The organism is Ruegeria sp. AD2(2025) (assembly GCF_056542385.1).
In genome coordinates, this window is record NZ_JBQFZS010000001.1 from 16,117 (window position 1) to 36,761 (window position 20,645).

General features: G+C 57.6%; 19 protein-coding genes and 1 pseudogene. 17 read left to right on the plus strand and 3 right to left on the minus strand.

Going from position 1 to position 20,645, the window contains the following annotated elements:
• Positions 1–35: 35 nt before the first annotated feature.
• Both ACR1XV_RS00085 and ACR1XV_RS00090 read left to right on the plus strand, forming a co-directional pair.
• The gene (locus ACR1XV_RS00085) at positions 36–878 is read left to right on the plus strand and encodes an SDR family NAD(P)-dependent oxidoreductase (RefSeq protein WP_480528226.1); all 843 of its coding nucleotides are present in this window, start codon (positions 36–38) and stop codon (positions 876–878) included.
• A 366-nt stretch (positions 879–1,244) separates the two neighbouring features.
• A pseudogene (locus ACR1XV_RS00090) lies at positions 1,245–1,797 on the plus strand (tyrosine-type recombinase/integrase).
• Between the two features lie 268 nt (positions 1,798–2,065).
• Here ACR1XV_RS00090 and xylB read toward each other — a convergent pair.
• Entirely contained in the window at positions 2,066–3,502 is a 1,437-nt protein-coding gene (gene xylB / locus ACR1XV_RS00095) for a xylulokinase (protein WP_480528227.1), read from the minus strand.
• Between the two features lie 120 nt (positions 3,503–3,622).
• On the opposite strand from xylB, the gene ACR1XV_RS00100 reads away from it, so the two are divergent.
• From ACR1XV_RS00100 to ACR1XV_RS00140, 9 genes are all read left to right on the plus strand, one after another.
• The gene (locus ACR1XV_RS00100; protein WP_480528228.1) at positions 3,623–4,648 is read left to right on the plus strand and encodes a LacI family DNA-binding transcriptional regulator; all 1,026 of its coding nucleotides are present in this window, start codon (positions 3,623–3,625) and stop codon (positions 4,646–4,648) included.
• 94 nt (positions 4,649–4,742) lie between these two features.
• Positions 4,743–6,047, plus strand: a complete 1,305-nt coding sequence (locus ACR1XV_RS00105; protein WP_480528229.1) for an ABC transporter substrate-binding protein — start codon at positions 4,743–4,745, stop codon at positions 6,045–6,047.
• Positions 6,048–6,154: 107 nt separating this feature from the next.
• Positions 6,155–7,021 carry a carbohydrate ABC transporter permease gene (locus ACR1XV_RS00110; protein WP_480528230.1) on the plus strand — a complete coding sequence of 289 codons (867 nt, stop codon included), beginning with the start codon at positions 6,155–6,157 and terminating at the stop codon, positions 7,019–7,021.
• A gap of 12 nt (positions 7,022–7,033) precedes the next feature.
• Positions 7,034–7,864: a carbohydrate ABC transporter permease gene (locus ACR1XV_RS00115; protein WP_480528231.1), complete on the plus strand. Its 831-nt coding sequence runs from the start codon at positions 7,034–7,036 to the stop codon at positions 7,862–7,864.
• 12 nt (positions 7,865–7,876) lie between these two features.
• Positions 7,877–8,881, plus strand: a complete 1,005-nt coding sequence (locus ACR1XV_RS00120; RefSeq protein ID WP_480528232.1) for an ABC transporter ATP-binding protein — start codon at positions 7,877–7,879, stop codon at positions 8,879–8,881.
• Positions 8,878–9,651: an L-iditol 2-dehydrogenase gene (locus ACR1XV_RS00125; RefSeq protein WP_480528233.1), complete on the plus strand. Its 774-nt coding sequence runs from the start codon at positions 8,878–8,880 to the stop codon at positions 9,649–9,651. Before ACR1XV_RS00120 ends, ACR1XV_RS00125 begins: the two co-directional genes overlap by 4 nt.
• Positions 9,651–11,156, plus strand: coding sequence for a mannitol dehydrogenase family protein (locus tag ACR1XV_RS00130; RefSeq protein WP_480528234.1), 1,506 nt, complete (start codon positions 9,651–9,653; stop codon positions 11,154–11,156). The genes ACR1XV_RS00125 and ACR1XV_RS00130 overlap by 1 nt, the downstream gene beginning before the upstream one ends.
• A gap of 143 nt (positions 11,157–11,299) precedes the next feature.
• Positions 11,300–11,449, plus strand: a complete 150-nt coding sequence (locus ACR1XV_RS00135; protein ID WP_480528235.1) for a hypothetical protein — start codon at positions 11,300–11,302, stop codon at positions 11,447–11,449.
• Positions 11,450–11,691: 242 nt separating this feature from the next.
• The gene (locus tag ACR1XV_RS00140; protein ID WP_480528236.1) at positions 11,692–12,558 is read left to right on the plus strand and encodes an alpha/beta fold hydrolase; all 867 of its coding nucleotides are present in this window, start codon (positions 11,692–11,694) and stop codon (positions 12,556–12,558) included.
• Between the two features lie 557 nt (positions 12,559–13,115).
• Here the strand turns inward: ACR1XV_RS00140 and ACR1XV_RS00145 are convergent.
• The gene (locus ACR1XV_RS00145) at positions 13,116–14,213 is read right to left on the minus strand and encodes a Gfo/Idh/MocA family protein (RefSeq protein WP_480528237.1); all 1,098 of its coding nucleotides are present in this window, start codon (positions 14,211–14,213) and stop codon (positions 13,116–13,118) included.
• 12 nt (positions 14,214–14,225) lie between these two features.
• Positions 14,226–14,951, minus strand: a complete 726-nt coding sequence (locus ACR1XV_RS00150) for a GntR family transcriptional regulator (RefSeq protein ID WP_480528238.1) — start codon at positions 14,949–14,951, stop codon at positions 14,226–14,228.
• Positions 14,952–15,042: 91 nt separating this feature from the next.
• Here ACR1XV_RS00150 and ACR1XV_RS00155 point away from each other — a divergent pair, with 91 nt between their 5' ends.
• From ACR1XV_RS00155 to ACR1XV_RS00180, 6 genes are read left to right on the plus strand one after another with little or no spacing between them, the layout of a single operon-like run.
• Positions 15,043–16,197: an LLM class flavin-dependent oxidoreductase gene (locus ACR1XV_RS00155; RefSeq protein WP_480528239.1), complete on the plus strand. Its 1,155-nt coding sequence runs from the start codon at positions 15,043–15,045 to the stop codon at positions 16,195–16,197.
• Positions 16,197–17,087 carry an aldo/keto reductase gene (locus ACR1XV_RS00160; protein ID WP_480528240.1) on the plus strand — a complete coding sequence of 297 codons (891 nt, stop codon included), beginning with the start codon at positions 16,197–16,199 and terminating at the stop codon, positions 17,085–17,087. The genes ACR1XV_RS00155 and ACR1XV_RS00160 overlap by 1 nt, the downstream gene beginning before the upstream one ends.
• Positions 17,087–17,602: a flavin reductase family protein gene (locus tag ACR1XV_RS00165; RefSeq protein ID WP_480529264.1), complete on the plus strand. Its 516-nt coding sequence runs from the start codon at positions 17,087–17,089 to the stop codon at positions 17,600–17,602. The genes ACR1XV_RS00160 and ACR1XV_RS00165 overlap by 1 nt, the downstream gene beginning before the upstream one ends.
• 53 nt (positions 17,603–17,655) lie before the next feature.
• Entirely contained in the window at positions 17,656–18,243 is a 588-nt protein-coding gene (locus ACR1XV_RS00170) for a TRAP transporter small permease (protein WP_480528241.1), read from the plus strand.
• Complete coding sequence (locus ACR1XV_RS00175; RefSeq protein WP_480528242.1) at positions 18,244–19,533, plus strand: TRAP transporter large permease; 1,290 nt, start codon at positions 18,244–18,246, stop codon at positions 19,531–19,533.
• Positions 19,534–19,553: 20 nt separating this feature from the next.
• Positions 19,554–20,615, plus strand: coding sequence for a TRAP transporter substrate-binding protein (locus ACR1XV_RS00180; protein ID WP_480528243.1), 1,062 nt, complete (start codon positions 19,554–19,556; stop codon positions 20,613–20,615).
• Positions 20,616–20,645 lie beyond the last annotated feature (30 nt).

Sequence of the window (20,645 nt, forward strand, 5' to 3'; positions counted from 1 at the left end):
GGGCGGCTCAGCCCGTTAAAATAAGAGGATGATCCATGTACCGCGAAACAATCGACAAAGGTGGTTTGGCCGTTGTAACTGGGGCAGCGAACGGTGTCGGCAAGGCTGCGGCCCAACGCTTTGTTCAAGACGGTCTGGGGGTTGTACTGGTCGATCTGGCCGGTGAGGCCTTGGACAAGGCTGAGGCGGAATTGCGAGATCAGGCCGGGGCGTCCGCAGTTGTTCAGGCGATTCCGACGGATGTTACCGACGTCACTGCAGTGAATGCCTTGGCGGATCAGGTCTTTGCGCTCGGCGAGGTGGCTGTCCTGATGAACAATGCCGGTGTCGCGGTGCCGTCTGGCAGTTGGGAAAACGCCGAAAACTGGCGCAAACTGCTAGAGATCAATCTGTTTGGCGTCATGAACGGCGTGCATGCTTTCCTGCCGCGCATGATCAAAGCGGCGCGCCCGGCCGTGGTGATCAACACCGGGTCAAAACAGGGCATTACCACACCACCTGGAAACCCTGCTTACAACACCAGCAAAGCCGCTGTGAAAGTCATGACAGAGATGTTGGCGCATGATTTGCGTCAGGCTGGGGTGGATATCACCGCCCATCTGTTTGTGCCGGGATTTACCTATACTGGTATGATCGCGAAGTTCATGCCTGAAAAACCTGCCGCCGCTTGGACAAGCGAAGAGACAATTGACTATCTACTGAAACGTATGTCGGACGGAGATTTCTATATTCTTTGCCCGGACAATGATGTGTCCGAAGAGCGCGACCGCAAACGGATCGAATGGGCCTTGGGCGACATTATCAACAACCGCCCGGCTCTTTCACGCTGGCATCCCGATTATGCGGATACCTTCGCGGCGCACGAGGCTTTGGGATAGCCGAACCAAACAAGAGTCTTCAAAATTACACCGAACCTTGTGCTGTACTAAGATGGTAAGGTTATTTTGCATCAAAAAGGGCTCACACCTCTGTTTTGAAACCAAGTGGACAAAACCGGGTGCTGTGCCCCAACCTTTAGTAAGCCGACGTTCGTGCTGACCACAGTATCAAGTACTTTGGGGCTCGCTACAAACCTCAAGGGAAGCCCCGGCGATCCCATGATATGGTACCTCGTCAACGTCCGGTTGTCGCTGTGGAGGGCATGGCGGATCGCAGGATCAGTCACGGAAACACCAAATCTACCAGCCATTCGCGCACTTCGTCCTGCATGGAACAAGGGCCGCATCGTCGGTCAAAAACGGCCGCTGAAGCCAAAGCATGTCTGGGCAATCCGTGTCCGACTTGAATTGGCAGAAAACCATCGCGACCTCGCACTGTTCAACATGGCGACCGACAGCAAGCTGCACGGCTGTGACTTGGTGAAGATGAAAGTCGTAGACATTGTGGCATCTGGCTAGATCAAAGAACGGGCTTCCGTGTTGCAAAGCAAAACGCAAAAACCGGTGCCGCTTTGAAGTATTCGAAGGCACCAGAGCCTCGGTCGAGAAGTGGATGGAGGATGAACTCATGGTCGGCTCTGAGTACCTTTGGCCGGGTCGCTTCCATGAGCGTCTTCACATCCCGACACGCCGGTATGCGCGGATCGTGCGAGATTGGGTGACATCAATCGGTCTGGAGGCGAGCGCATATGGCACGCATTCGATGAGGCGAACAAAGGTGACCCAGATCTACAGGAAGACCGGCAACTCGCGGGCGGTTCAGATTCTGCTTGGGCACACCAAGATGGACAGCACAGCCCGATACCTGGGCGTCGAGCTTGAGGACTCGCTGGCAATCGCCGTGGCCATCGAAATCTAGAGATTTCGGGTCGCCTTCGCGGGCGGCCCAAGCCACTCATTCAACGACTGGTCACGATGCTGCAGTCGCAGCCTGCATTTCCGACATTCGCCGCGCGAGCGATATTCGAAGCTAGTCGGACTCGCGGTTTGCGGATATTGCTGCGGTGCGCTTTGCCAATCTGAACATCAGCTACCTGCGCATTTATGAGTTTCTTGTTCGTTGAGATCGCAACGAGCCTGCAGTGGCGAAGGCAGACAGCCTAGTTTTAGTTGAAAGTGCAGGGCAATTATTCGGTCAAGCTGACTGCTTTATAAAGCTTCCGAAACCGCGCCAACCGCTCGAACAATGGCGCCAAGTCTGCGGGCTCGAACCTGTCCGTTGTTGGTGGTTGAAGTGCAAGATCAGCCCTGTTTAAGGCCCCATCACCACAAGCAGCCAGCCGAGCCGCACCATAAGCCGGACCGGAATCTGCCCCGGCCGACCTCACAATTGGCTTTCCGGTCACCGTCGCGATCAGTCTCAACAGCAAATCTGATTTGCTGCCTCCTCCTATCGCTGCGAGCTCCGGCAATTCCTCTATAGTGTCACCGAAACTCTGCGCCGCATCGGCAAAGCAGAAAGCAATCGCCTCTACCACGGAACGGCAGATGTCTGCGCGTGTTGTAGAATCCTCCAGGCCAAAGAAACATGCTCGGATATGCGGGTCGCCGTGAGGGCTGCGTTCTCCTGTCAGATAAGGCAGAAAAATTGGCACACGGTCCCCGCTGACCGTTTCGGCAAGCGCGATAACTTCGGGTTCAGAAAGCCCCAACTGGCCACCTATCCAGGAAATTGGTCGCGCGCCGTTCAGCATCGCTGCCATTTGGTACCATCGGTCAGGAAGCGTGTGCGCAAAAGCATGCACATAGCGTTCTGGGTTTGGCTTGTAGCTTCGATCCGCCACAAACAGCTGGCCCGAAGTCCCCAAAGAAATGAACCCCCGGCCCGGTTCGGTGGCGCCCAAAGACACCGCCCCTGTTGCTGCATCTCCGCCTCCGGCAACGACCGGCGTGCCGGGTCTCAAGCCGGTCTCAGCCGCAGCTTGCGGTGTCACGGCCCCAACGACGCTATGACCATCGAATACCTTCGGCAGCCAATCCCATGCTACATCCGTGGCTTCGGCTATACCGGTGTGCCAACCGCGCGACGTCTGATCAAGCCACATTGTCCCGGCGGCATCGGACGTATCAGTTCCCAATTCGCCATGCATCCGTAACCCAATGTAGTCCTTTGGCAGCAGGATGTGGGCCAGTTGGGCATAGTGCCCCGGTTCATGCTGCTTCAGCCATGTAATCTTGGGTGCGGTGAAGCCCGGCAAAGGAAGGACGCCAGCGATTTGACCGATCTCCGGCAAGGTCGTTCGCAGTTCATCGCACTCTCGCGCTGCTCGGCTGTCATTCCACAGGATGACCGGGCGGATTGGGCGCAGATCACGGTTCAGCACTACGGCCCCGTGCATCTGACCTGACAACCCGATGGCCTTCACCTCTGACAGTTTGGTTTGCTTAGAAAGCTGGCCCAAGGCGTCGCGTGTCGCCTGCCACCAAAGATCCGGGTGCTGCTCTGACCAACCGGGTTTCGGAGAAGAGGTCTTTACCCTCACTGAGGACGTTGCCAGAATTCGACTGGAATCAGCGCAGACTAGTTTGACCGCCGACGTTCCGATATCGATCCCGAGATACATTCAAACCTCTTGCCTGCACAAAAGTCCGAAACTTGTCTTTCTATTGATCTTTTAGCGCGCGCAAAGAATATGTAAAAATAGGATAAGATCAAGGCGGCTGAGATCCGCAGGCAGACTGGCATGACCAAGATAAAGAATATGGAAGAGTTCGCAGCCCTCAGCGGGATCTCGCGACCCACAGTGTCTAAATACTTCCACGACCCAGACAGTGTTCGCCCAACGACGAGGGCTCGCATAGAGGAAGCGCTGGAACAGTTTGACTATCGCCCGAACATCTATGCTGTGAACCAGAACCGTAAGCTGACCAAGAATATCGGCATCGTCGTGCCTTACCTGGCCGATCCGTTTTTCGCTGAAATCGCGCGGTATCTAGAACAAAGCTGTATCGCGGCAGGGTATCGCCCGTTTCTGTTCAGTTCTCATGGCGAACAAAAACTGGAAAACGAAATCCTAGATGGGCTGCAATCTTTGAAACCTGCTGGCGTTTTGTTGGCGCCTTTGGGACGTATCTCTGACAAATCCGCGATCGAGAAATTCTGCGCCAGTGTGCCGACGGTTCTGTTCGACAGCAATCTCGACGGTTTGGGCGCGGCGTTTATCGGGTCCGACAATTTCAGCTTTGTGTCTCAGACCGTGGAATACATGACCCGCACCGGCGAACCGCCTTCGTTCTTCGAAATGCGGACACCTGCGAACCCCAATGCCAACAAGCGGCGCAAGGCTTATGTCGACGTCATGGAGCGCCTGGGTTTTGAGCCTCATGTGATCAAAATCGAAGGCACGGGTTGGGCCTTTGAAGAGATCGGCCGAAAGGGTGCGCTCAAGGTTCTGGATGAACGCAAGCTGCGTACGGATTCAGTTCTGTGCAGCAATGACCGATTGGCAATCGGCTTTCTGGCAGCGTGTTTTGAACAGGGGATTCGCGTTGGGCGGAAAGACGATTGTGCGCTGCGGGTGGCCTCTAACGATGATCACCCCTTTGCAAAATTCACATGCCCGTCACTGACTACCGCCGCGCATGACTATGACAACGTGGCAGCTCGAAGTGTCGAAACACTTTTTGAACTTGTTGAAAACGGTGGGGAATTTGAGCGCCGGACAGAAACTCTCTTCCCGGCGCGACTGGTTTTGAGGGAATCCGCATAGCGCTTAAAATTAGCGCGCGTAAAGTTTTTATTGACGGCGCGATAATTTTTGACCTACCTTCCCTGCACGACATCCAAGCTCAGGGAGGACAGGGATGTACTTGAAACACGCACTTCGTGCGGCGACTGCGCTGACTTTCGTCGCGACGGCAGCAGCCCACGCACAATCCATAACGATCGCCACCGTAAACAACGGCGACATGATCCGGATGCAGGGCTATACGGATAAATTCACCGAAGCGACCGGCATTGATGTCGAATGGGTGACGTTGGAAGAAAACGTACTGCGCCAGCGCGTGACCACTGACATCACCACCAAGGGCGGTCAGTTCGACATCATGACCATCGGCATGTACGAAACGCCGATCTGGGGCGCGAATGGCTGGCTGGTGCCGCTAGAAGGCATGTCCGCCGAATATGATGTGGACGACATTCTGCCCGCGATGCGCAACGGGTTGAGCCATGACGGGACGCTTTACGCGGCCCCGTTCTATGGCGAAAGCTCGATGATCATGTACCGCACCGATCTGATGGAAAAGGCCGGTCTGGAAATGCCCGAGGCCCCGACCTGGCAATTCATCCGCGAAGCAGCGGCAGCCATGACGGATCGCGACAATGATATCAACGGCATCTGCCTGCGCGGCAAGGCTGGGTGGGGTGAGGGCGGTGCTTTCATCACCGTGACCGGCAATTCCTTCGGCGCGCGCTGGTTCGATGAAGACTGGAAGCCACAGTTCGATCAACCCCAGTGGAAAGAGGCGCTGACCTTCTTTGTCGATATGATGAATGAGTCTGGCCCGGCGGGATATGCGACCAACGGCTTCAACGAAAACCTGTCGCTGTTCCAGCAGGGCAAGTGCGGCATGTGGATCGACGCCACTGTTGCAGCGTCTTTTGTGACAAACCCTGATGACTCGACCGTGGCCGATCAGGTTGGCTTTGCCCTCGCACCAAACTCCGAAAGTGTAGACAAGCGCGCCAATTGGCTTTGGGCATGGGCGCTCGCCATCCCGGCAGGCACGCAGCAAGAGGATGCCGCTAAGCAGTTCATCGAATGGGCCACGTCCAAGGATTACATCGAACTGGTGGCTGAAAACGAAGGTTGGGCCAATGTGCCGCCGGGTGCGCGGACATCGCTGTATGAGAACCCCGAATACCAGAAGGTTCCGTTCGCCCAGAAAACGCTGGATTCGATCCTAGCAGCCGATCCGGATAACTGCTGCGCACAACCGACGCCCTATGTTGGCATCCAGTTCGTCGCGATCCCGGAATTTGCAGGTATCGCCACGCAAGTGAGCCAAGAGTTCTCGGCGGTCTACGCCGGACAGCAAACGGTGGAAGAGGCGCTGGAAAAAGCGCAGGCCTTCACCGCGGAAGAGATGGAAGCCGCAGGGTACTGAGGCATCCTCCCACGCGGGTGGACAGGTTTCTGTCCCCCGCTCCCCACTTCCACAACGCGCATTTTTCTCGCAGGCTTGTATGTGCCTGAACAGAGAGGTCTTGTCTCATGGCTACTCAACATTCCCGATCCGTTGCGCGCCTGATGATGGCACCTGCAGTTGTACTGCTTCTGGGCTGGATGCTCGTGCCGCTGACGATGACGCTGTACTTTTCCTTCAAGAAGTATCTGCCCCTGCGTGGCGGTGATCTGGGCTGGGTCGGGTTTGACAATTACGTCCGGTTTGTCTCGTCCAGTTCGTTCTGGCCTGCGGTTCAGGCGACGCTGATGATCGTGGGCGGCGTGCTGGTGATCACGGTGGTTCTCGGCATCCTGCTGGCCATGCTGCTGGACCAGCCGATGTGGGGGCAAGGCGTTGTCCGTATCCTTGTCATCGCCCCGTTCTTCGTGATGCCGACCGTATCCGCACTGGTCTGGAAGAACATGTTCATGGACCCGGTGAACGGCCTGCTGGCGCATCTGTGGCGCTTTTTCGGGGCCGAGCCGATCTCATGGCTGTCCGAGGCCTCCATGACCTCGATCATCATGATCGTGTCGTGGCAATGGCTGCCTTTTGCGACGCTGATCCTGCTGACTGCGATTCAGTCGCTGGACAGCGAACAGTTGGAAGCCGCTGAGATGGACGGCGCGCCTGTGCTGAAACGCTTTTACCACATCATCCTGCCGCATCTGAACCGCGCGATCACCATCGTGATCCTGATCCAGACGATCTTTCTGTTGTCGATCTTCGCCGAGATTTTCGTGACCACCGGCGGCGCCTTCGGCACCCGTACACTCACCTACCTGATCTTCCAGCGCGTGCTGGAAAGCCAGAATGTCGGCCTTGGATCAGCCGGAGGTGTCTACGCAATCATCCTTGCCAACATCGTTGCGATCTTCCTGATGCGCATCGTCGGCAAGAACCTGGACGCGTGAGGAGGAACGACCATGGCCCGCGCTGTCACAACCCGCCGCAAATCGCTGAACACCGCCCTCGCCTGGGCTGTAGGATTGCTGATCTTTTTCCCGATCCTTTGGACCATCCTGACCAGCTTCAAAACCGAAGCACAGGCGATTGCCAGCCCACCGATTTTTCTGAACTTCGACTGGACGCTGGAAAACTATGCCATCGTGCAGGAACGCTCGGATTACATGCGCTTTCTTTGGAATTCGGTCATCATAGCAGGCGGCTCCACCCTGTTGGGCGTGATCATCGCAGTCCCTGCAGCTTGGGCCATGGCCTTTGTCCCATCCAAGCGGACCAAGGACATCCTGTTGTGGATGCTGTCCACCAAGATGTTGCCTGCGGTTGGCGTGCTGTACCCGATCTACCTGCTTTTCATTCAGTTGGGCCTGCTGGATACGCGCGGAGGACTGGTCGTCGTCCTGATGCTGATCAACCTGCCGATCATCGTCTGGATGCTCTACACCTATTTCCGCGAGATCCCGGGTGAAATTCTGGAAGCCGCGCGGATGGACGGAGCGACGTTGAAAGAGGAAATCCTCTACGTTCTAACCCCAATGGCCATCCCCGGCATCGCTTCGACCGTTTTGCTGAACTTCATACTGGCGTGGAACGAGGCGTTCTGGACCCTCAACCTGACAGCGGTCGACGCCGCCCCGCTGACCGCCTTCATCGCCAGCTATTCCAGCCCCGAGGGCCTGTTCTTTGCCAAGCTCAGCGCGGCCTCGACCATGGCGATTGCACCGATCCTGATCCTTGGCTGGTTCAGCCAGAAACAACTTGTCCGCGGCCTGACCTTCGGCGCTGTGAAATAAGGAACACGACACATGGGACGCATTCAACTCAAGTCCGTGACCAAAAGCTTCGGCGACGTGCAGGTCATCCCGCCGCTGGATCTGACCATCGAAGATGGCGAGTTCACCGTCTTCGTCGGCCCCTCGGGCTGCGGTAAATCCACCCTGCTGCGCCTGATCGCAGGGCTTGAAGATATCACCAGCGGTCATATTGAGATCGACGGGACGGACGCAACCGACGTGCCACCTGCCAAGCGCGGATTGGCGATGGTGTTTCAGTCCTATGCGCTGTACCCGCATATGTCCGTGCGCAAGAACATCGCCTTTCCCCTTCGGATGGCGAAACTGGATCAGGCCGAGATCGACAAGCGGGTCGAAGGCGCGGCCAGCGTCCTGAACCTGACAGACTACCTGGACCGCCGTCCCGGACAGCTATCCGGCGGTCAACGCCAGCGGGTTGCCATTGGCCGCGCCATCGTGCGCGAACCGGCGGCGTTTCTGTTCGACGAACCTCTGTCGAACCTCGACGCGGCGCTGCGCGTTGGTATGCGGCTAGAGATCAGCGAGTTGCACGAGCGACTGGCCACCACCATGATCTACGTGACCCACGATCAGGTCGAAGCCATGACCATGGCCGACAAGATCGTCGTCCTTCAGGCCGGGGTGATCGAACAGGTCGGCAGCCCGCTGGAGCTGTATCGCACACCGCGGAACCTGTTTGTTGCGGGCTTCATCGGTTCCCCCAAGATGAACTTCATTGAGGGTGAAGAGGCCGCAAAACACAGCGCGAAAACCATCGGCATACGCCCGGAACATATTGCTGTTTCCGAAACCGAAGGCCAATGGTCTGGGGTTGTCAGCGTCTCGGAGCATCTGGGTTCGGACACCTTCTTCCATGTCCACGACACTGGACTGGCCGAGACGATCACGGTTCGCGCCGATGGAGAGGTCGGCTTCCGCCACGGGGATCGTGTTCACCTGACGCCGCGGGCCGACGTCATCCACCGCTTCGATGAAAAAGGACTGCGGATCGAATGACCCGTCTGAATGGCAAAATCGCTCTGATCACCGGTGCAGCGCGCGGCATCGGGCTGGCCTTTGCCAAATCCTATGTCGCGGAAGGCGCACGCGTTGCCATCGCGGATATCGACATCGAACGCGCTCAACAGGCCGCAGCCGAGATCGGCGCATCTGCCATAGCCGTCGAAATGGACGTGACAAACCAGCAGAGTATCGACGACGCCATCGCCCGCACCGCATCGCATTTCGGCCCGATCGACATATTGATTAACAACGCCGCGATCTTCACCGCCGCCCCGATTGTCGAGATTGAACGCGCCGACTATGAACGTGTCTTTGATATCAACGTCGCCGGTGCCTTGTTCACCATGCAAGCTGTCGCACGCCATATGATTGCGCATGGCACTAAAGGTCGGATCATCAATATGGCGTCTCAAGCCGGACGGCGTGGTGAACCTCTGGTCGCCGTTTATTGCGCCAGCAAGGCCGCGATCATTTCCCTGACTCAATCTGCGGGCCAAAACCTGATCTCACACGGGATAAATGTGAACGCCATAGCTCCTGGTGTGGTGGATGGCGAACACTGGGACGGCGTAGATGCGTTCTTCGCAAAACACGAAGGAAAATCCCTGGGGCAGAAGAAACGAGAAGTGGCGGCTGCCGTTCCCTATGGCCGAATGGGTCGGGCCGAAGACCTGACCGGGATGGCCGTGTTTCTCGCCTCAGACGAGGCAAAATACATCGTTGCACAAACCTACAACGTCGATGGCGGAAATTGGATGAGCTGATGAACCCTGTGGCACACGCAACACCTCCGATCCCGCTACGGCGAGACAGGCTGGCAGACTTGCCAACAACTGTCGGAACCCCTGCTTATCGACCCTCGGACTTGACGCCCGGTATCGTTCATATCGGCGTTGGAAATTTCCACCGCGCCCATCAGGCTTGGTACATTCACAAGCTTATGCAGCAGGGCCAGGCCCGCGATTGGGCCATTATCGGAGCAGGAGTACGCAGCTATGACGCCGGGATGCATCAGAAGTTGCTGGCGCAGGATTGCCTGACCACGTTGATTGATCTGGATCCACAAGGAATATCCGCAGAAGTCATAGGCCCGATGATCGACTATCTGCCGATTGAAACAGGCAACGCTGCACTGATCCGCGGGATGGCTGATCCGTCTATCCGAATTGTATCCTTAACTGTAACTGAGGGCGGCTATTTTCTGGATGCCAATACCGGAGCTTTCGACACGGATCACGATGATATTCTCCACGATGCGGCAAACCCAAATCACCCTCGCACCGCTTTCGGCGCCATTGTTGCAGCGCTCGGGATACGTCGCGCAAATGGCTTGACCCCATTCACCGCGCTGAGCTGTGATAACCTTCAGGGCAACGGCACTATCCTTCGAAACTGTATCGTTGGCTTAGCGCGCCTGTCGGACCCTGATCTTGCCGATTGGATCGACCGGAACGGCGCATTTCCCAACTCGATGGTCGACTGCATCGTGCCAGCGACAACAGATCAAGTGATATCTCAATGCCATGCGCTTGGTATTGATGACCGCGCTCCGGTTTCACACGAGAACTTTCGTCAATGGGTCATCGAGGATAGCTTCTGTGCCGGACGGCCATCATTTGAACAGGTTGGAGCCACCTTGACCAAGGACGTTCACGGATATGAGGCACAGAAGCTGCGCATATTGAACGGAGGCCATCAATTGCTCGCGAATGTCGGAGAGATACTAAATGTCCCGACGATTTCAGCCTGTATGCAAGATCCCGACATACTGGCGTTTTTCAAGAAGGTTCAAATCGAAGAAATTCTACCTCATGTCGATGCTGTTCCCGGAACGACCCCGCAAGAGTACCTTGGGCTGGTTGAACGTCGATTTGAAAACACCGCAATTCACGACACAACGCGCCGGGTCGCGTTTGACGGATCGGCGCGACACCCTGAGTTTATTCTGCCCTCGGCACGCAATGCAATTGCTTCAGACTCTTCCATAAACGGACTTGCTCTAGCAGAAGCTTTTTGGTGCAGAATGTGCGCGGGGGTTCGCGAGGATGGCTCAGAAATCGCCCCCAATGACCCCGTTTGGGAACATCTGAGAAAAACGGCGCTGGCAGCCAAAACTGATCCCGAACTTTGGCTCAAGCAGGACATGTATTGTGGCGATTTTGACCATAGTACTCGGTTTGTCGCAGCCTTCGCCCGGTGGCTAAACGAGATCTGGAAAAATGGGAGCAGAGCAGTTCTAGCCGAATATGTCTCTCACAGCTCTTTTTAGTACTAGCGTCCACCCGACCTGAGTCCCAAGTTTCCTCCATCTCACGGAGAGTCCTTGGGTTTGATTTGATGGCGTTGCGCGGGCAGTTTGTCCATGTTCATTTTCTCTGCAAATTCCCTTGGCGTCAGGTTCCCGAGCCCCGAGTGCGGCCTGGGTATGAAATCGGCGCGGATATCGCAGACGGGCTGACAACCTGTGTTTATGATATTCGCGGCGTCTTTGCCGACGGTTCCGAAGCCGAAGACTATGATCTGAACCTATGCGACCTGGGTGAATATACATTCGCCGACTAGGTGGGGCTCCATACGTAACGGCGAAAGCTCCGATAATTTGGGGCTTTCCATAAGCACTTGATCTGGTTGTCGCCAATCAGACTGCTCTGTCCGGCGCGAGCTCGATCGGACGTCTGCGTTTCATTATGCGGACCATTAGTTATGGTGCCTAGAAGTGAGAACGCCTCGTATCTTCGTACCAAATCTTTGCTGGCATTCTGATAACTCCACGACCCAATGAAATTTCGTTTTAGGAGAACAAATTGACCGAACACATAACTCTCAGAGATGGTAGAACGCTCGCGTTCAGCAGCTACGGCGACCCAAACGGAACACCTGTGATTTTCAGCCACGGGTTTTCAGACTCTCACGTCATTCGTCAACCCGACGACAGCCTAACTGCTTCGCTCGGAGTGCGATGGATTGCAGCAGATCAGCCCGGTGTCGGAGGATCGAGTCCGAAGAGGGATCGGAAAATGGTCGATTGGGGCGCTGATATGGAGGACCTGGCTGACCATCTTGGCCTCGATACCTTCAACGTCGCGGGCCATTCCGGGGGCGGTCCTCACGCTTTGGCGGTGGCATATCACATGCCGGAACGTGTGCGCAAAGTTGCGCTCGCTTCTCCTGTGGCGCCATTCGATGAGCCCGGCGTCACCAAAATGCTGGTATTGAAGGACCTGAAGACTATTGCGAAACTGCGGCATCTGGCCTTCTTGATCCGCTGGGCAGAGCGTGTGGGCGCTAATAGTGCTCTGAAAGACATCCCTTCATACGTGGAGTCTGTCGTTGACCAAATGCCCAACGAAGCCAAAACAATACTCCGCAATCCAGAGCAGCAGGCCTTGTTCGAAGAGAACTTTCGTCTCGGTTATCAACAACACGAGGAAGGTGTATTCGAAATGACCATGGCTCTTTGGGATTGGGGATTTTCGCCAAAGGCGATCCGGCAACCGGTGGAGATGTTTTACGGTACTGCAGACGATATCATCTCGCCTGAAATGCCTCGGCACCTTTGCTCTGAACTTCCCAACTGCACAGCGCAAGAGTGGGCGGGCGCAGGACATTATGGGTTTGTGGACCGCGAACGGTGGACCGAATTTGTCGGTGCGGTTGCCAGCTTGTCGTAGCAAATTTATGGTGGCGATGTCAGCGGACGAGGTGTTGAGCGCTGGCCGAGATACACGAATTCTTCCAACGTCTGGGTTTGGAATAGTTGCTCAGCACCGCTCTTGTCTCCAATTGAAGTCCGCTTTGGGCCGTTCTTGCCGTTCCAATGTCAGCTTTCTGTGTTTCCCTTGCGGTTTATGTGAGACGCAGTAACGGCGTATTGGGCTTCCTTGAGACCTTGGTTGCAGCGTCGGTCAATGTCGTTGATTGTTTTGGGTCAGAAATGCTTAACGGTTGGGTCAGAATTGAATGACACGATTTGCCCATTTGTTGAGGTTTTGGAAGTCGATTGAGTCAGGAATCAATGACGTTCCACAGTAAAATCCCTCAAAACAGTATGAACCGGTATTGCCCGCGTGATTACAATCTTGGCTTTGCGGCGTCGTCGCGCGTCGGAGTTGCATTGGTGGCACAGGGTGGAGCCTGATCTCTTCTGGAAGTCTCGTTACCGGATCCAGCAGGTTGGAAATCGGGCAGCGCCTGGCCGTATTTGCGGCGTTTTGAGAGGTTTGTGGCGCTAGTCTGAAAGGACAACCGTCCGGCCCTGTTCCGCCGCCTGTTGCGCAGCAAGCCCGATGCGTACAGCCCAAATGCCATCTTGCAGGGAAACATCCGGGGTCGCGCGGTCCCCGCGCAGCAGCTCCAGAAAGCCCCTATGCTGATAATAGGTTGATCCGTTGTGATCCCCTGCGGCCAGCAATTCGGGATCAACCGGAATGTCGCGGGTGACCGGGCCTTTGGGCGCGCGCGGACTTACGATCAATTGAGGCACCGGGGGCTCGCCCAGATGGTCTGGCCAGAACCGCCCCGGTCCGGGGATCAGGGCCTCAAGCTTGGCGGCGGGGCCGATGGCGCAGATCTCTTCCTGATAGCGGGACCCTTCGGCGAACATGCACAATTCCAACATCGCGCGCGCGCCCGAGGCGAAGTCGACGATGACATAGCCATTGTCCAGAATGTCCGGGGTCTCGCCTGCATAGGTCTCATCCAAATGGTTCACCGACTGACCACCGCTGGCCGAGACGCGTACCGGGTCTGATTGCAGGATCAGGCGCATCAGATCGAAGAAATGGCAGCATTTTTCGACAAAAGTCCCACCGGTATTGCGGTTGAACCGGTTCCAGTTGCCGACCTTCTCAAGGAACGGAAAGCGGTGTTCCCGGATCGACAGCATCTTGATGCCACCAGTCGTCTGCGCCTCATCAATCAGTGCCGCAATGGGCGGCATATAGCGATACTCCATCGCCACCCAGATCGGGTGTGGGTAGTCGCGTTCTAACTGCTCAAGCCGGTCCAGATCAGTGGGATCGGTGAACAGCGGTTTTTCCACCAGCAGGGGCAGGGGGCGGGTCTGCGCGATCTCGATCAGCTGTTCGACATGCAGGTGGTTCGGGCTGGCGATCACGAGGCAGTCCAGATCACCGATCGCCAGCAGGTCCTGGATGGAGGCGACCATCTGCGCATCCGGCGCGATGGTTTGCGCCTTTTGCGCCATCTCTGGGTCGGGTTCGAAAATGGCCGCGGCGCGCGTGCCCTCAAGCAGCGCGATATTGTGCAGATGTTCCTGCCCCATCATGCCGCATCCGATCAGCCCGTAGTGAATGGTCGGGGTCATGCGCAGTTCCTTTTACTTCAGGCGTTGGACATAGGTGGCCCGATCCGGATCGAACCATGTTTTTGAAAACTCGACAGGGTCCGCCTTTTCGGACCAGCTGAACCGTTCGATATAGCCCGCGACCTGGCCAGCGGGTTTGGTGAAACCTTCGGGCGTCCAATCGGGCAGGGTGCCGACCGAAACGCGATCCTCGGCCCGAGTGATCCAGAAGCCAAGCTGTTGCTGGTAGTAGCGATAGAGCGAGTCTGACAGCAGGCTCTGGTCAACTATTCCGGCCGATTCGTCCAGCCAGATTTCTTCGACAGCGATGATTGTGTCATTCAGATAGCGCATCCGCCGCACCCGCGATCCGTGCTTGGATTGGCCGAAATCGGGCAGGTCGGATGGCTTCTCCAGATGATCGACCGAAAGGATATCGGCGCGCGGCAGGCCACCGCCCTCGGGCAGTTCCAGCCGGAACATCGCATAGACGCTGTTCTGCGTCCCGGTCTCGCGGATGTAATTGCCCGAGCCCTGAATACGCTCCAACATGCCTTTTTTCTCAAGCTCTGCGAGCGATTTTCGCAAAGTCCCAACCGAGACATTCAGGTTGGCGGCCATCTCGCGTTCGGGCGGCAGACGCTCGCCATCCATCAAGCGGCCCGCCGCGATGTCGCGGATCAGCAGCTCGGATATCTGCACATAGATCGGCAGGGCGTTGGGATTGCGGCTGTTTGGGGTCACTGTCGCGCGCTTCATTCGGTCGCAGGAAAAATTGATACACTATTGATCTACATCAATGTGGTTGCTACGCAAGAGAAAAGTAAAAGATGTACGGAGCGCGAATCAAATGACCATGGTCCCCATCACATCCCCTGATCTGGATGCGGCTGAGGTTTCGTGGTTTGCCGCACTTTGCTCGGACGATTATCAGTTCCTTGGTGTGCCCGATGGCGATCTTCGGTCCAGTTGGGATCACTGTTCCGGCATCGTCAAAGAGGCCGAGGCGCAGGGGTTCCGCAACATCCTGTGCCCGTCCTCGTATCAGGTCGGTCAGGACACGCTAAGCTTTGTCGCCGGTTGCGCACCGATCACAGAAAAGATCAACCTACTGGCGGCCGTGCGCTGTGGCGAGATGCAGCCCATCATGCTGGCCCGCACCATTGCGACGCTGGATCACATGCTGAAGGGGCGGCTGACGGTCAACATCATCTCGTCCGACTTCCCGGGTGAGAAAGCCGACAGTGCCTACCGGTATCAGCGTTCCCGCGAAGTGGTGGAGATACTCAAACAGGCCTGGACCCAGGACGAGATCAATCATGCGGGTGAGGTCTATACCTTCTCGGGCCTGACCACCGATCCGGCCCGACCCTATCAGACCGGTGGCCCGCTGCTCTATTTCGGTGGCTATTCCCCATCTGCTTTGGAACTGTGCGGCGAGCATTGCGATGTCTACCTCATGTGGCCCGAAACCAAGGACCAGCTGGCTGAACGGATGAAGGCCGTCCACGCGGTGGCCGAGAACTACAACCGCACGCTGGATTACGGCCTGCGCGTCCACATGATCGTGCGCGATACCGAGGCCGAGGCGCAGGAATACGCGGATTACATCGTCTCGAAACTGGATGATGAATATGGCCGCGCGATCCGCGAGCGGGCGCTGGATGCGACCTCGCTGGGGGTGGCGCATCAGGCCAAGAACCGCGATCTGGCGGATGAATATGGCTATGTCGAACCGGGTCTGTGGACCGGCGTTGGCCGCGCGCGGTCGGGCTGTGGTGCGGCACTGGTCGGGTCTACCGATCAGGTGATGACCAAGATCGAGGAATATCAGAAGATGGGCATCCGCGCCTTCATCTTCTCGGGCTACCCGCACATGGACGAGGCCCGCCATTTTGGCGCGCGCGTGTTGCCCAACCTGAAAACCTGCTCGCTGCCCGAAGCCTATGGGCGCTTGCCCGCAACCACCCCGGCGACCCCGCTGGGCAACGGAGTTCGTCGCTGATGGAACGTGTGAAACTGTCCGACACGCTGGAAATGAGCCGCCTTGTCTATGGCATGTGGCGGTTGGGCGACGACAGCGATACTTCGGCAGCGCATGTTGAGGCCAAGATACAGGCCTGTCTGGATCAGGGCATCACCACCTTCGATCAGGCGGATATCTATGGCGATTACAATGCCGAGGCCGTTCTGGGCGCGGCGCTGCGCGAAAATCCTGCGTTGCGCCAGAAGATGGAGATCGTCACCAAATGCGATATCGTCGCGCCATGCGGCAGGTATTCACATGCCAAGGTCAAATACTACGACACCTCGCGCGCGCATATCCTGAAATCGGTCGAGACCTCGCTGGCCGAGATGGCAATTGACCATATCGACCTGCTGCTGATCCACCGCCCCGATCCCTTCATGGATCACCATGAAACCGGCGCGGCGCTGGATGAGGTCGTGGCCAGCGGCAAGGTTGGTGCGGTGGGCGTGTCGAACTTTCGCCCGTGGGACTGGTCGCTGCTACAATCGGCTATGAAAACGCAACTGGTCACCAACCAGATCGAGATTTCTCTGGGCGAAATCAGCCCCTTCACCAATGGTGATCTGGCCTTTCATCAGCAGCATGGGCACCCCTTGATGGCGTGGTCACCTCTGGGAGGAGGGTTGCTGATGGCCGGGAACCCTCCGGTGGGGGCGGTCGCCGATGAGATTGCCGCAGAGTTCGGTGTCGACCGTGCCGCAGTTGCGGTGGCTTTCCTGCTCGCGCACCCGACGCATATCCTGCCGGTTCTGGGGACAAACAATCTGGATCGGATCAAGCGCGCCTCGGACGCGTTCAAGGTCAAACTGGATCGTGAAAGCTGGTTCCGCCTGTATGAGGCGGCGCTGGGACATGAGGTGCCATGATGAATGCAATCTCACGTGACATGACCCATACTTTTGTGCCGCACAAAGACGACACCCGCACCCTGCGCGATGCGTTTGGCCGCTTTGCAACCGGCGTCACCGTCGTGACCTGCGACAGCGAGGATGGGCCGATCTGCATCACCGCCAACAGTTTTTCGTCCCTGTCGCTGGACCCGCCGCTGGTGATGTGGGCGGGGGATCGCAACTCGCGCCGGTTCCGCTATTTCCACGCAGCGCGCCATTTCAGCGTGCATGTCCTGTCTGCCGAACAGGCCGAGCTGTGCTTTGGCTGTTCAAAAGACGCCCATGCATTGCGGGACATCGAACATGACCGTTGTGAAAACGGCACCCCTTTGCTGCCGGGCAGTCTTGCCCGGTTTGAATGCGAGCAGCACGCCTATCATGATGCAGGCGATCACGTGATCATGGTGGGCAAAGTCCTGAAGGCCAGCATGGCGGACGGAGACGCGCTGACCTTTTATGCCGGAAAACTCGGCCAATTCGCGCAGTCTTAAGCGCGCTATCATGATCGCAGGGCAAACCTGCGGCTGAACAAGGGAGGATCCGCATGGGCGGACTGGCATCGGTGCTTGCGCCGATTGCATTCGTGAACGAAACCGCGCTGCGATTGGGCCGCGCGGTTGGTGTCGTTGCGATTGCGTTCATGGTGGTCGCGATCCTGATTCAGGTGTTCTTCCGCTATGTTCTGGACAACGCGCTGCCCTGGCCGGACGAGGCCGCCCGGTTCTGCATGTTGTGGATGACCGGCCTGATGGCCCCAACCGCCTTCCGGCGCGGCGGGTTCGTGGCTATCGACATGCTGCAACGCCTGCTGCCACGCATTGTCGGACAGGCGCTTTATTTGGTTCTGTTGCTGATCTCGCTGATCGTGCTGCTGGTTGCGGTCAATATCGGCTGGTCCGAGGTCACGGGCTTTGGCGGTCGGTTCGCCACCGCGGCGCTGTATCTGCCGACCTCTTTCGGGTTTGACGAATGGTACCGTATTCCGCGCAGTTGGATGATGGCGTCGCTGCTGGTGGGGATCATCCTGCTGATCTCGGTCAATATCGAACTGATCCTGCGGTCGGTCGTCACCCTGATGGGCGGAGGGCACCTGCTGCCCGTCATCCCGGACGCGGCGATGGGGGCTGAATAGATGCTGATCTGGTTCTTGCCCACATTCCTTGTGTTCCTGCTGATCGGCCTGCCGGTCTTTTTCGCGCTGCTGGCGGCGCCGGGCATTCTGCTGTGGCTCAGCGGTCAGACCAACGACATCACGCTGCTCTATCGCAATGTCTATAACGGCATGGACAGCTTCCCGCTGATGGCGATCCCCTTCTTCATGCTGGCGGGCGAGCTGATGAACCGCGGCGGCATCACCATCCGCCTTGTCGAGTTCAGCCAGGCCTTGATGGGCCACCTGCGGGGCGGCCTCGCGCATGTGAATGTGCTGAGCTCCATCCTGTTCGCCGGGCTGTCGGGGTCCGCTGTGGCGGATACCTCGGCGCTTGGGTCGATGCTGATCCCGGCGATGGAGAAGCAGGGCTATACCCGCAAATTCGCCGCTGCGATTACGGCGGCCAGCTCGGTGATCGGGCCGATCATTCCGCCCTCGGGCATCATGATCATCTATGCCTATGTGATGGGCGAAAGCGTCGCCGCCCTGTTTCTTGCGGGCATCGTGCCGGGTGTGATGGTGGGCGTCGGGCTGATGCTGATGATTAAGGTCATGGCCGACAAATACGATTTTCCCGTCGCCAGCCGCAAATACACATGGGGCGAGCGTCGTCAGGCCAGCCTTAAGGCCTTCTTCCCGCTGATGACGCCAGTGATCATTCTGGGCGGCATTCTGGGCGGCATCTTCACCCCGACCGAGGCCGCTGCGGTGGCCGTGGGGTACGCTTTCATCATCGGGTTCTTCGTCCTGCGCACGCTGACGCTGAAAGAGGTGCCCGAGATCCTCAGCAATGCGGGCATGACCTCGGCAGTGGTGCTGCTGCTGGTCGGGGCGGCGATGGCGTTCAAGACCGTGGTCAGTCTGAGCCATGCGCCTGAACAACTGGCCTCGCTGATCCTCAGCCTGTCGGAAAACCCGCTGATCCTGTTGTTCCTGATCAACCTGCTGCTGTTCATCGTGGGCATGTTTCTGGACGCGGGCCCCGCGATCATTATCCTCGGCCCGATCCTTGGCCCCATCTTTACCAGCCTCGGCGTGGACCCGATCCATTTTGCCATTATCATGAGCGTCAACCTGACCGTCGGTCTGGCCACCCCGCCTATGGGGCTGGTGCTGTTCGTGGCCGCCGCCGTGTCGCGGGAACGGGTCGAAACCATCGCCAAGGCAATCCTGCCGTTTCTGGCGGTCGAAATCATCGTGATCTTTCTGATCACCTATGTCCCCGCACTATCCATGACGATCCCGAGGATAACGGGATTTGCCAACTGAGTATCACAGGGAGGAAACGCATGCTCAGAGACTTCATCAAAACCGCAGCGGTGGCGACATCGCTGGTGGCCGCGTCCGCGATTGCCGCAACGGCTGCCGATTACATATTGCGCGCAACCGCTAACTCGAACGAAAACGACGAAGACTATGATGGTCTGATCGTCTTCAAGAACTATGTCGAGGCCGCATCGAACGGCGCGATTGAGGTCGAATTGTTCATCGGCACCCAGCTGTGCTCGAACGGTGCCGAGTGCCTGCAGGGCGTGGCCGATGGCACCATCGACATCTATATCTCGACCTCGGGTGGGGCCTCGGGCATCTTTCCTTACGTGCAGGTTCTGGACCTGCCTTACCTGATGGCAGACGACCGGATTGCCGAGCATGTTCTGTCGGGTGATTTCACCCGCAAGGTGCGCGACATGGCGCTGGAGGATTCCGGCGGCGCGATCCGTCTGATGACCATCGGCAACACCGGCGGCTGGCGCAACTTTGCCAACACGCAGCGCCGGGTGGCCGAGCCTGCAGATATGGAAGGCTTGAAAATCCGTACCGTCGTCGCCGACCTTCCGCAGGAACTGGTCAAGGCGCTGGGTGCCTCGCCGACCCCGATCCCGTGGCCGGAACTGTTCACCAGCTTCCAGACCGGTGTTGTTGAAGGGTCCAAGAACGGCATCACCGACATCATGGGCATGAAATTCCCCGATGCCGGTCTGCAATATGTCACGCTGGACGGTCACGCCTATATGGGCGCGCTATGGTGGATGAACAACGCCAAGTTCCAGGAGATGCCCGAGGATATGCGCCGCGTCGTGGTCGACGGGTTCTATGCGCTGCAGCAGGCCACCTTTGCCTCACCCAAGCGCAAATCGATCCAGGCTTATGAGGATTTCGTCGCCGGTGGCGGTGATCTCTATGTGCCCACGCCTGACCAGAAGGCTGCCTTCAAAGAGGCCGCAACCCCGGTCTATGACTGGTTCCAGTCCAACGTGGCGCGCGGGGACGAAGTGTTTACCGCTCTGACCGAGGCCGTTGCCGCAGCAGAGGCAGACGTGAACGCGTCGCGTGATGCGGACCTGAACTAAGCGAACAGGGCCGGGCGTCGGGTCCGGCCC

Coding starts and splice junctions, on each gene's coding strand:
- ACR1XV_RS00150 (WP_480528238.1), bottom strand. CDS start 14,951: ATGAAGCGCGCGACAGTGACCCCAAACAGCCGCAATCCCAACGCCCTG.
- ACR1XV_RS00100 (WP_480528228.1), top strand. CDS start 3,623: ATGACCAAGATAAAGAATATGGAAGAGTTCGCAGCCCTCAGCGGGATC.
- ACR1XV_RS00105 (WP_480528229.1), top strand. CDS start 4,743: ATGTACTTGAAACACGCACTTCGTGCGGCGACTGCGCTGACTTTCGTC.
- ACR1XV_RS00155 (WP_480528239.1), top strand. CDS start 15,043: ATGACCATGGTCCCCATCACATCCCCTGATCTGGATGCGGCTGAGGTT.
- xylB (WP_480528227.1), bottom strand. CDS start 3,502: ATGTATCTCGGGATCGATATCGGAACGTCGGCGGTCAAACTAGTCTGC.
- ACR1XV_RS00160 (WP_480528240.1), top strand. CDS start 16,197: ATGGAACGTGTGAAACTGTCCGACACGCTGGAAATGAGCCGCCTTGTC.
- ACR1XV_RS00175 (WP_480528242.1), top strand. CDS start 18,244: ATGCTGATCTGGTTCTTGCCCACATTCCTTGTGTTCCTGCTGATCGGC.
- ACR1XV_RS00110 (WP_480528230.1), top strand. CDS start 6,155: ATGGCTACTCAACATTCCCGATCCGTTGCGCGCCTGATGATGGCACCT.
- ACR1XV_RS00165 (WP_480529264.1), top strand. CDS start 17,087: ATGAATGCAATCTCACGTGACATGACCCATACTTTTGTGCCGCACAAA.
- ACR1XV_RS00120 (WP_480528232.1), top strand. CDS start 7,877: ATGGGACGCATTCAACTCAAGTCCGTGACCAAAAGCTTCGGCGACGTG.
- ACR1XV_RS00115 (WP_480528231.1), top strand. CDS start 7,034: ATGGCCCGCGCTGTCACAACCCGCCGCAAATCGCTGAACACCGCCCTC.
- ACR1XV_RS00180 (WP_480528243.1), top strand. CDS start 19,554: ATGCTCAGAGACTTCATCAAAACCGCAGCGGTGGCGACATCGCTGGTG.
- ACR1XV_RS00170 (WP_480528241.1), top strand. CDS start 17,656: ATGGGCGGACTGGCATCGGTGCTTGCGCCGATTGCATTCGTGAACGAA.
- ACR1XV_RS00130 (WP_480528234.1), top strand. CDS start 9,651: ATGAACCCTGTGGCACACGCAACACCTCCGATCCCGCTACGGCGAGAC.
- ACR1XV_RS00125 (WP_480528233.1), top strand. CDS start 8,878: ATGACCCGTCTGAATGGCAAAATCGCTCTGATCACCGGTGCAGCGCGC.
- ACR1XV_RS00085 (WP_480528226.1), top strand. CDS start 36: ATGTACCGCGAAACAATCGACAAAGGTGGTTTGGCCGTTGTAACTGGG.
- ACR1XV_RS00145 (WP_480528237.1), bottom strand. CDS start 14,213: ATGACCCCGACCATTCACTACGGGCTGATCGGATGCGGCATGATGGGG.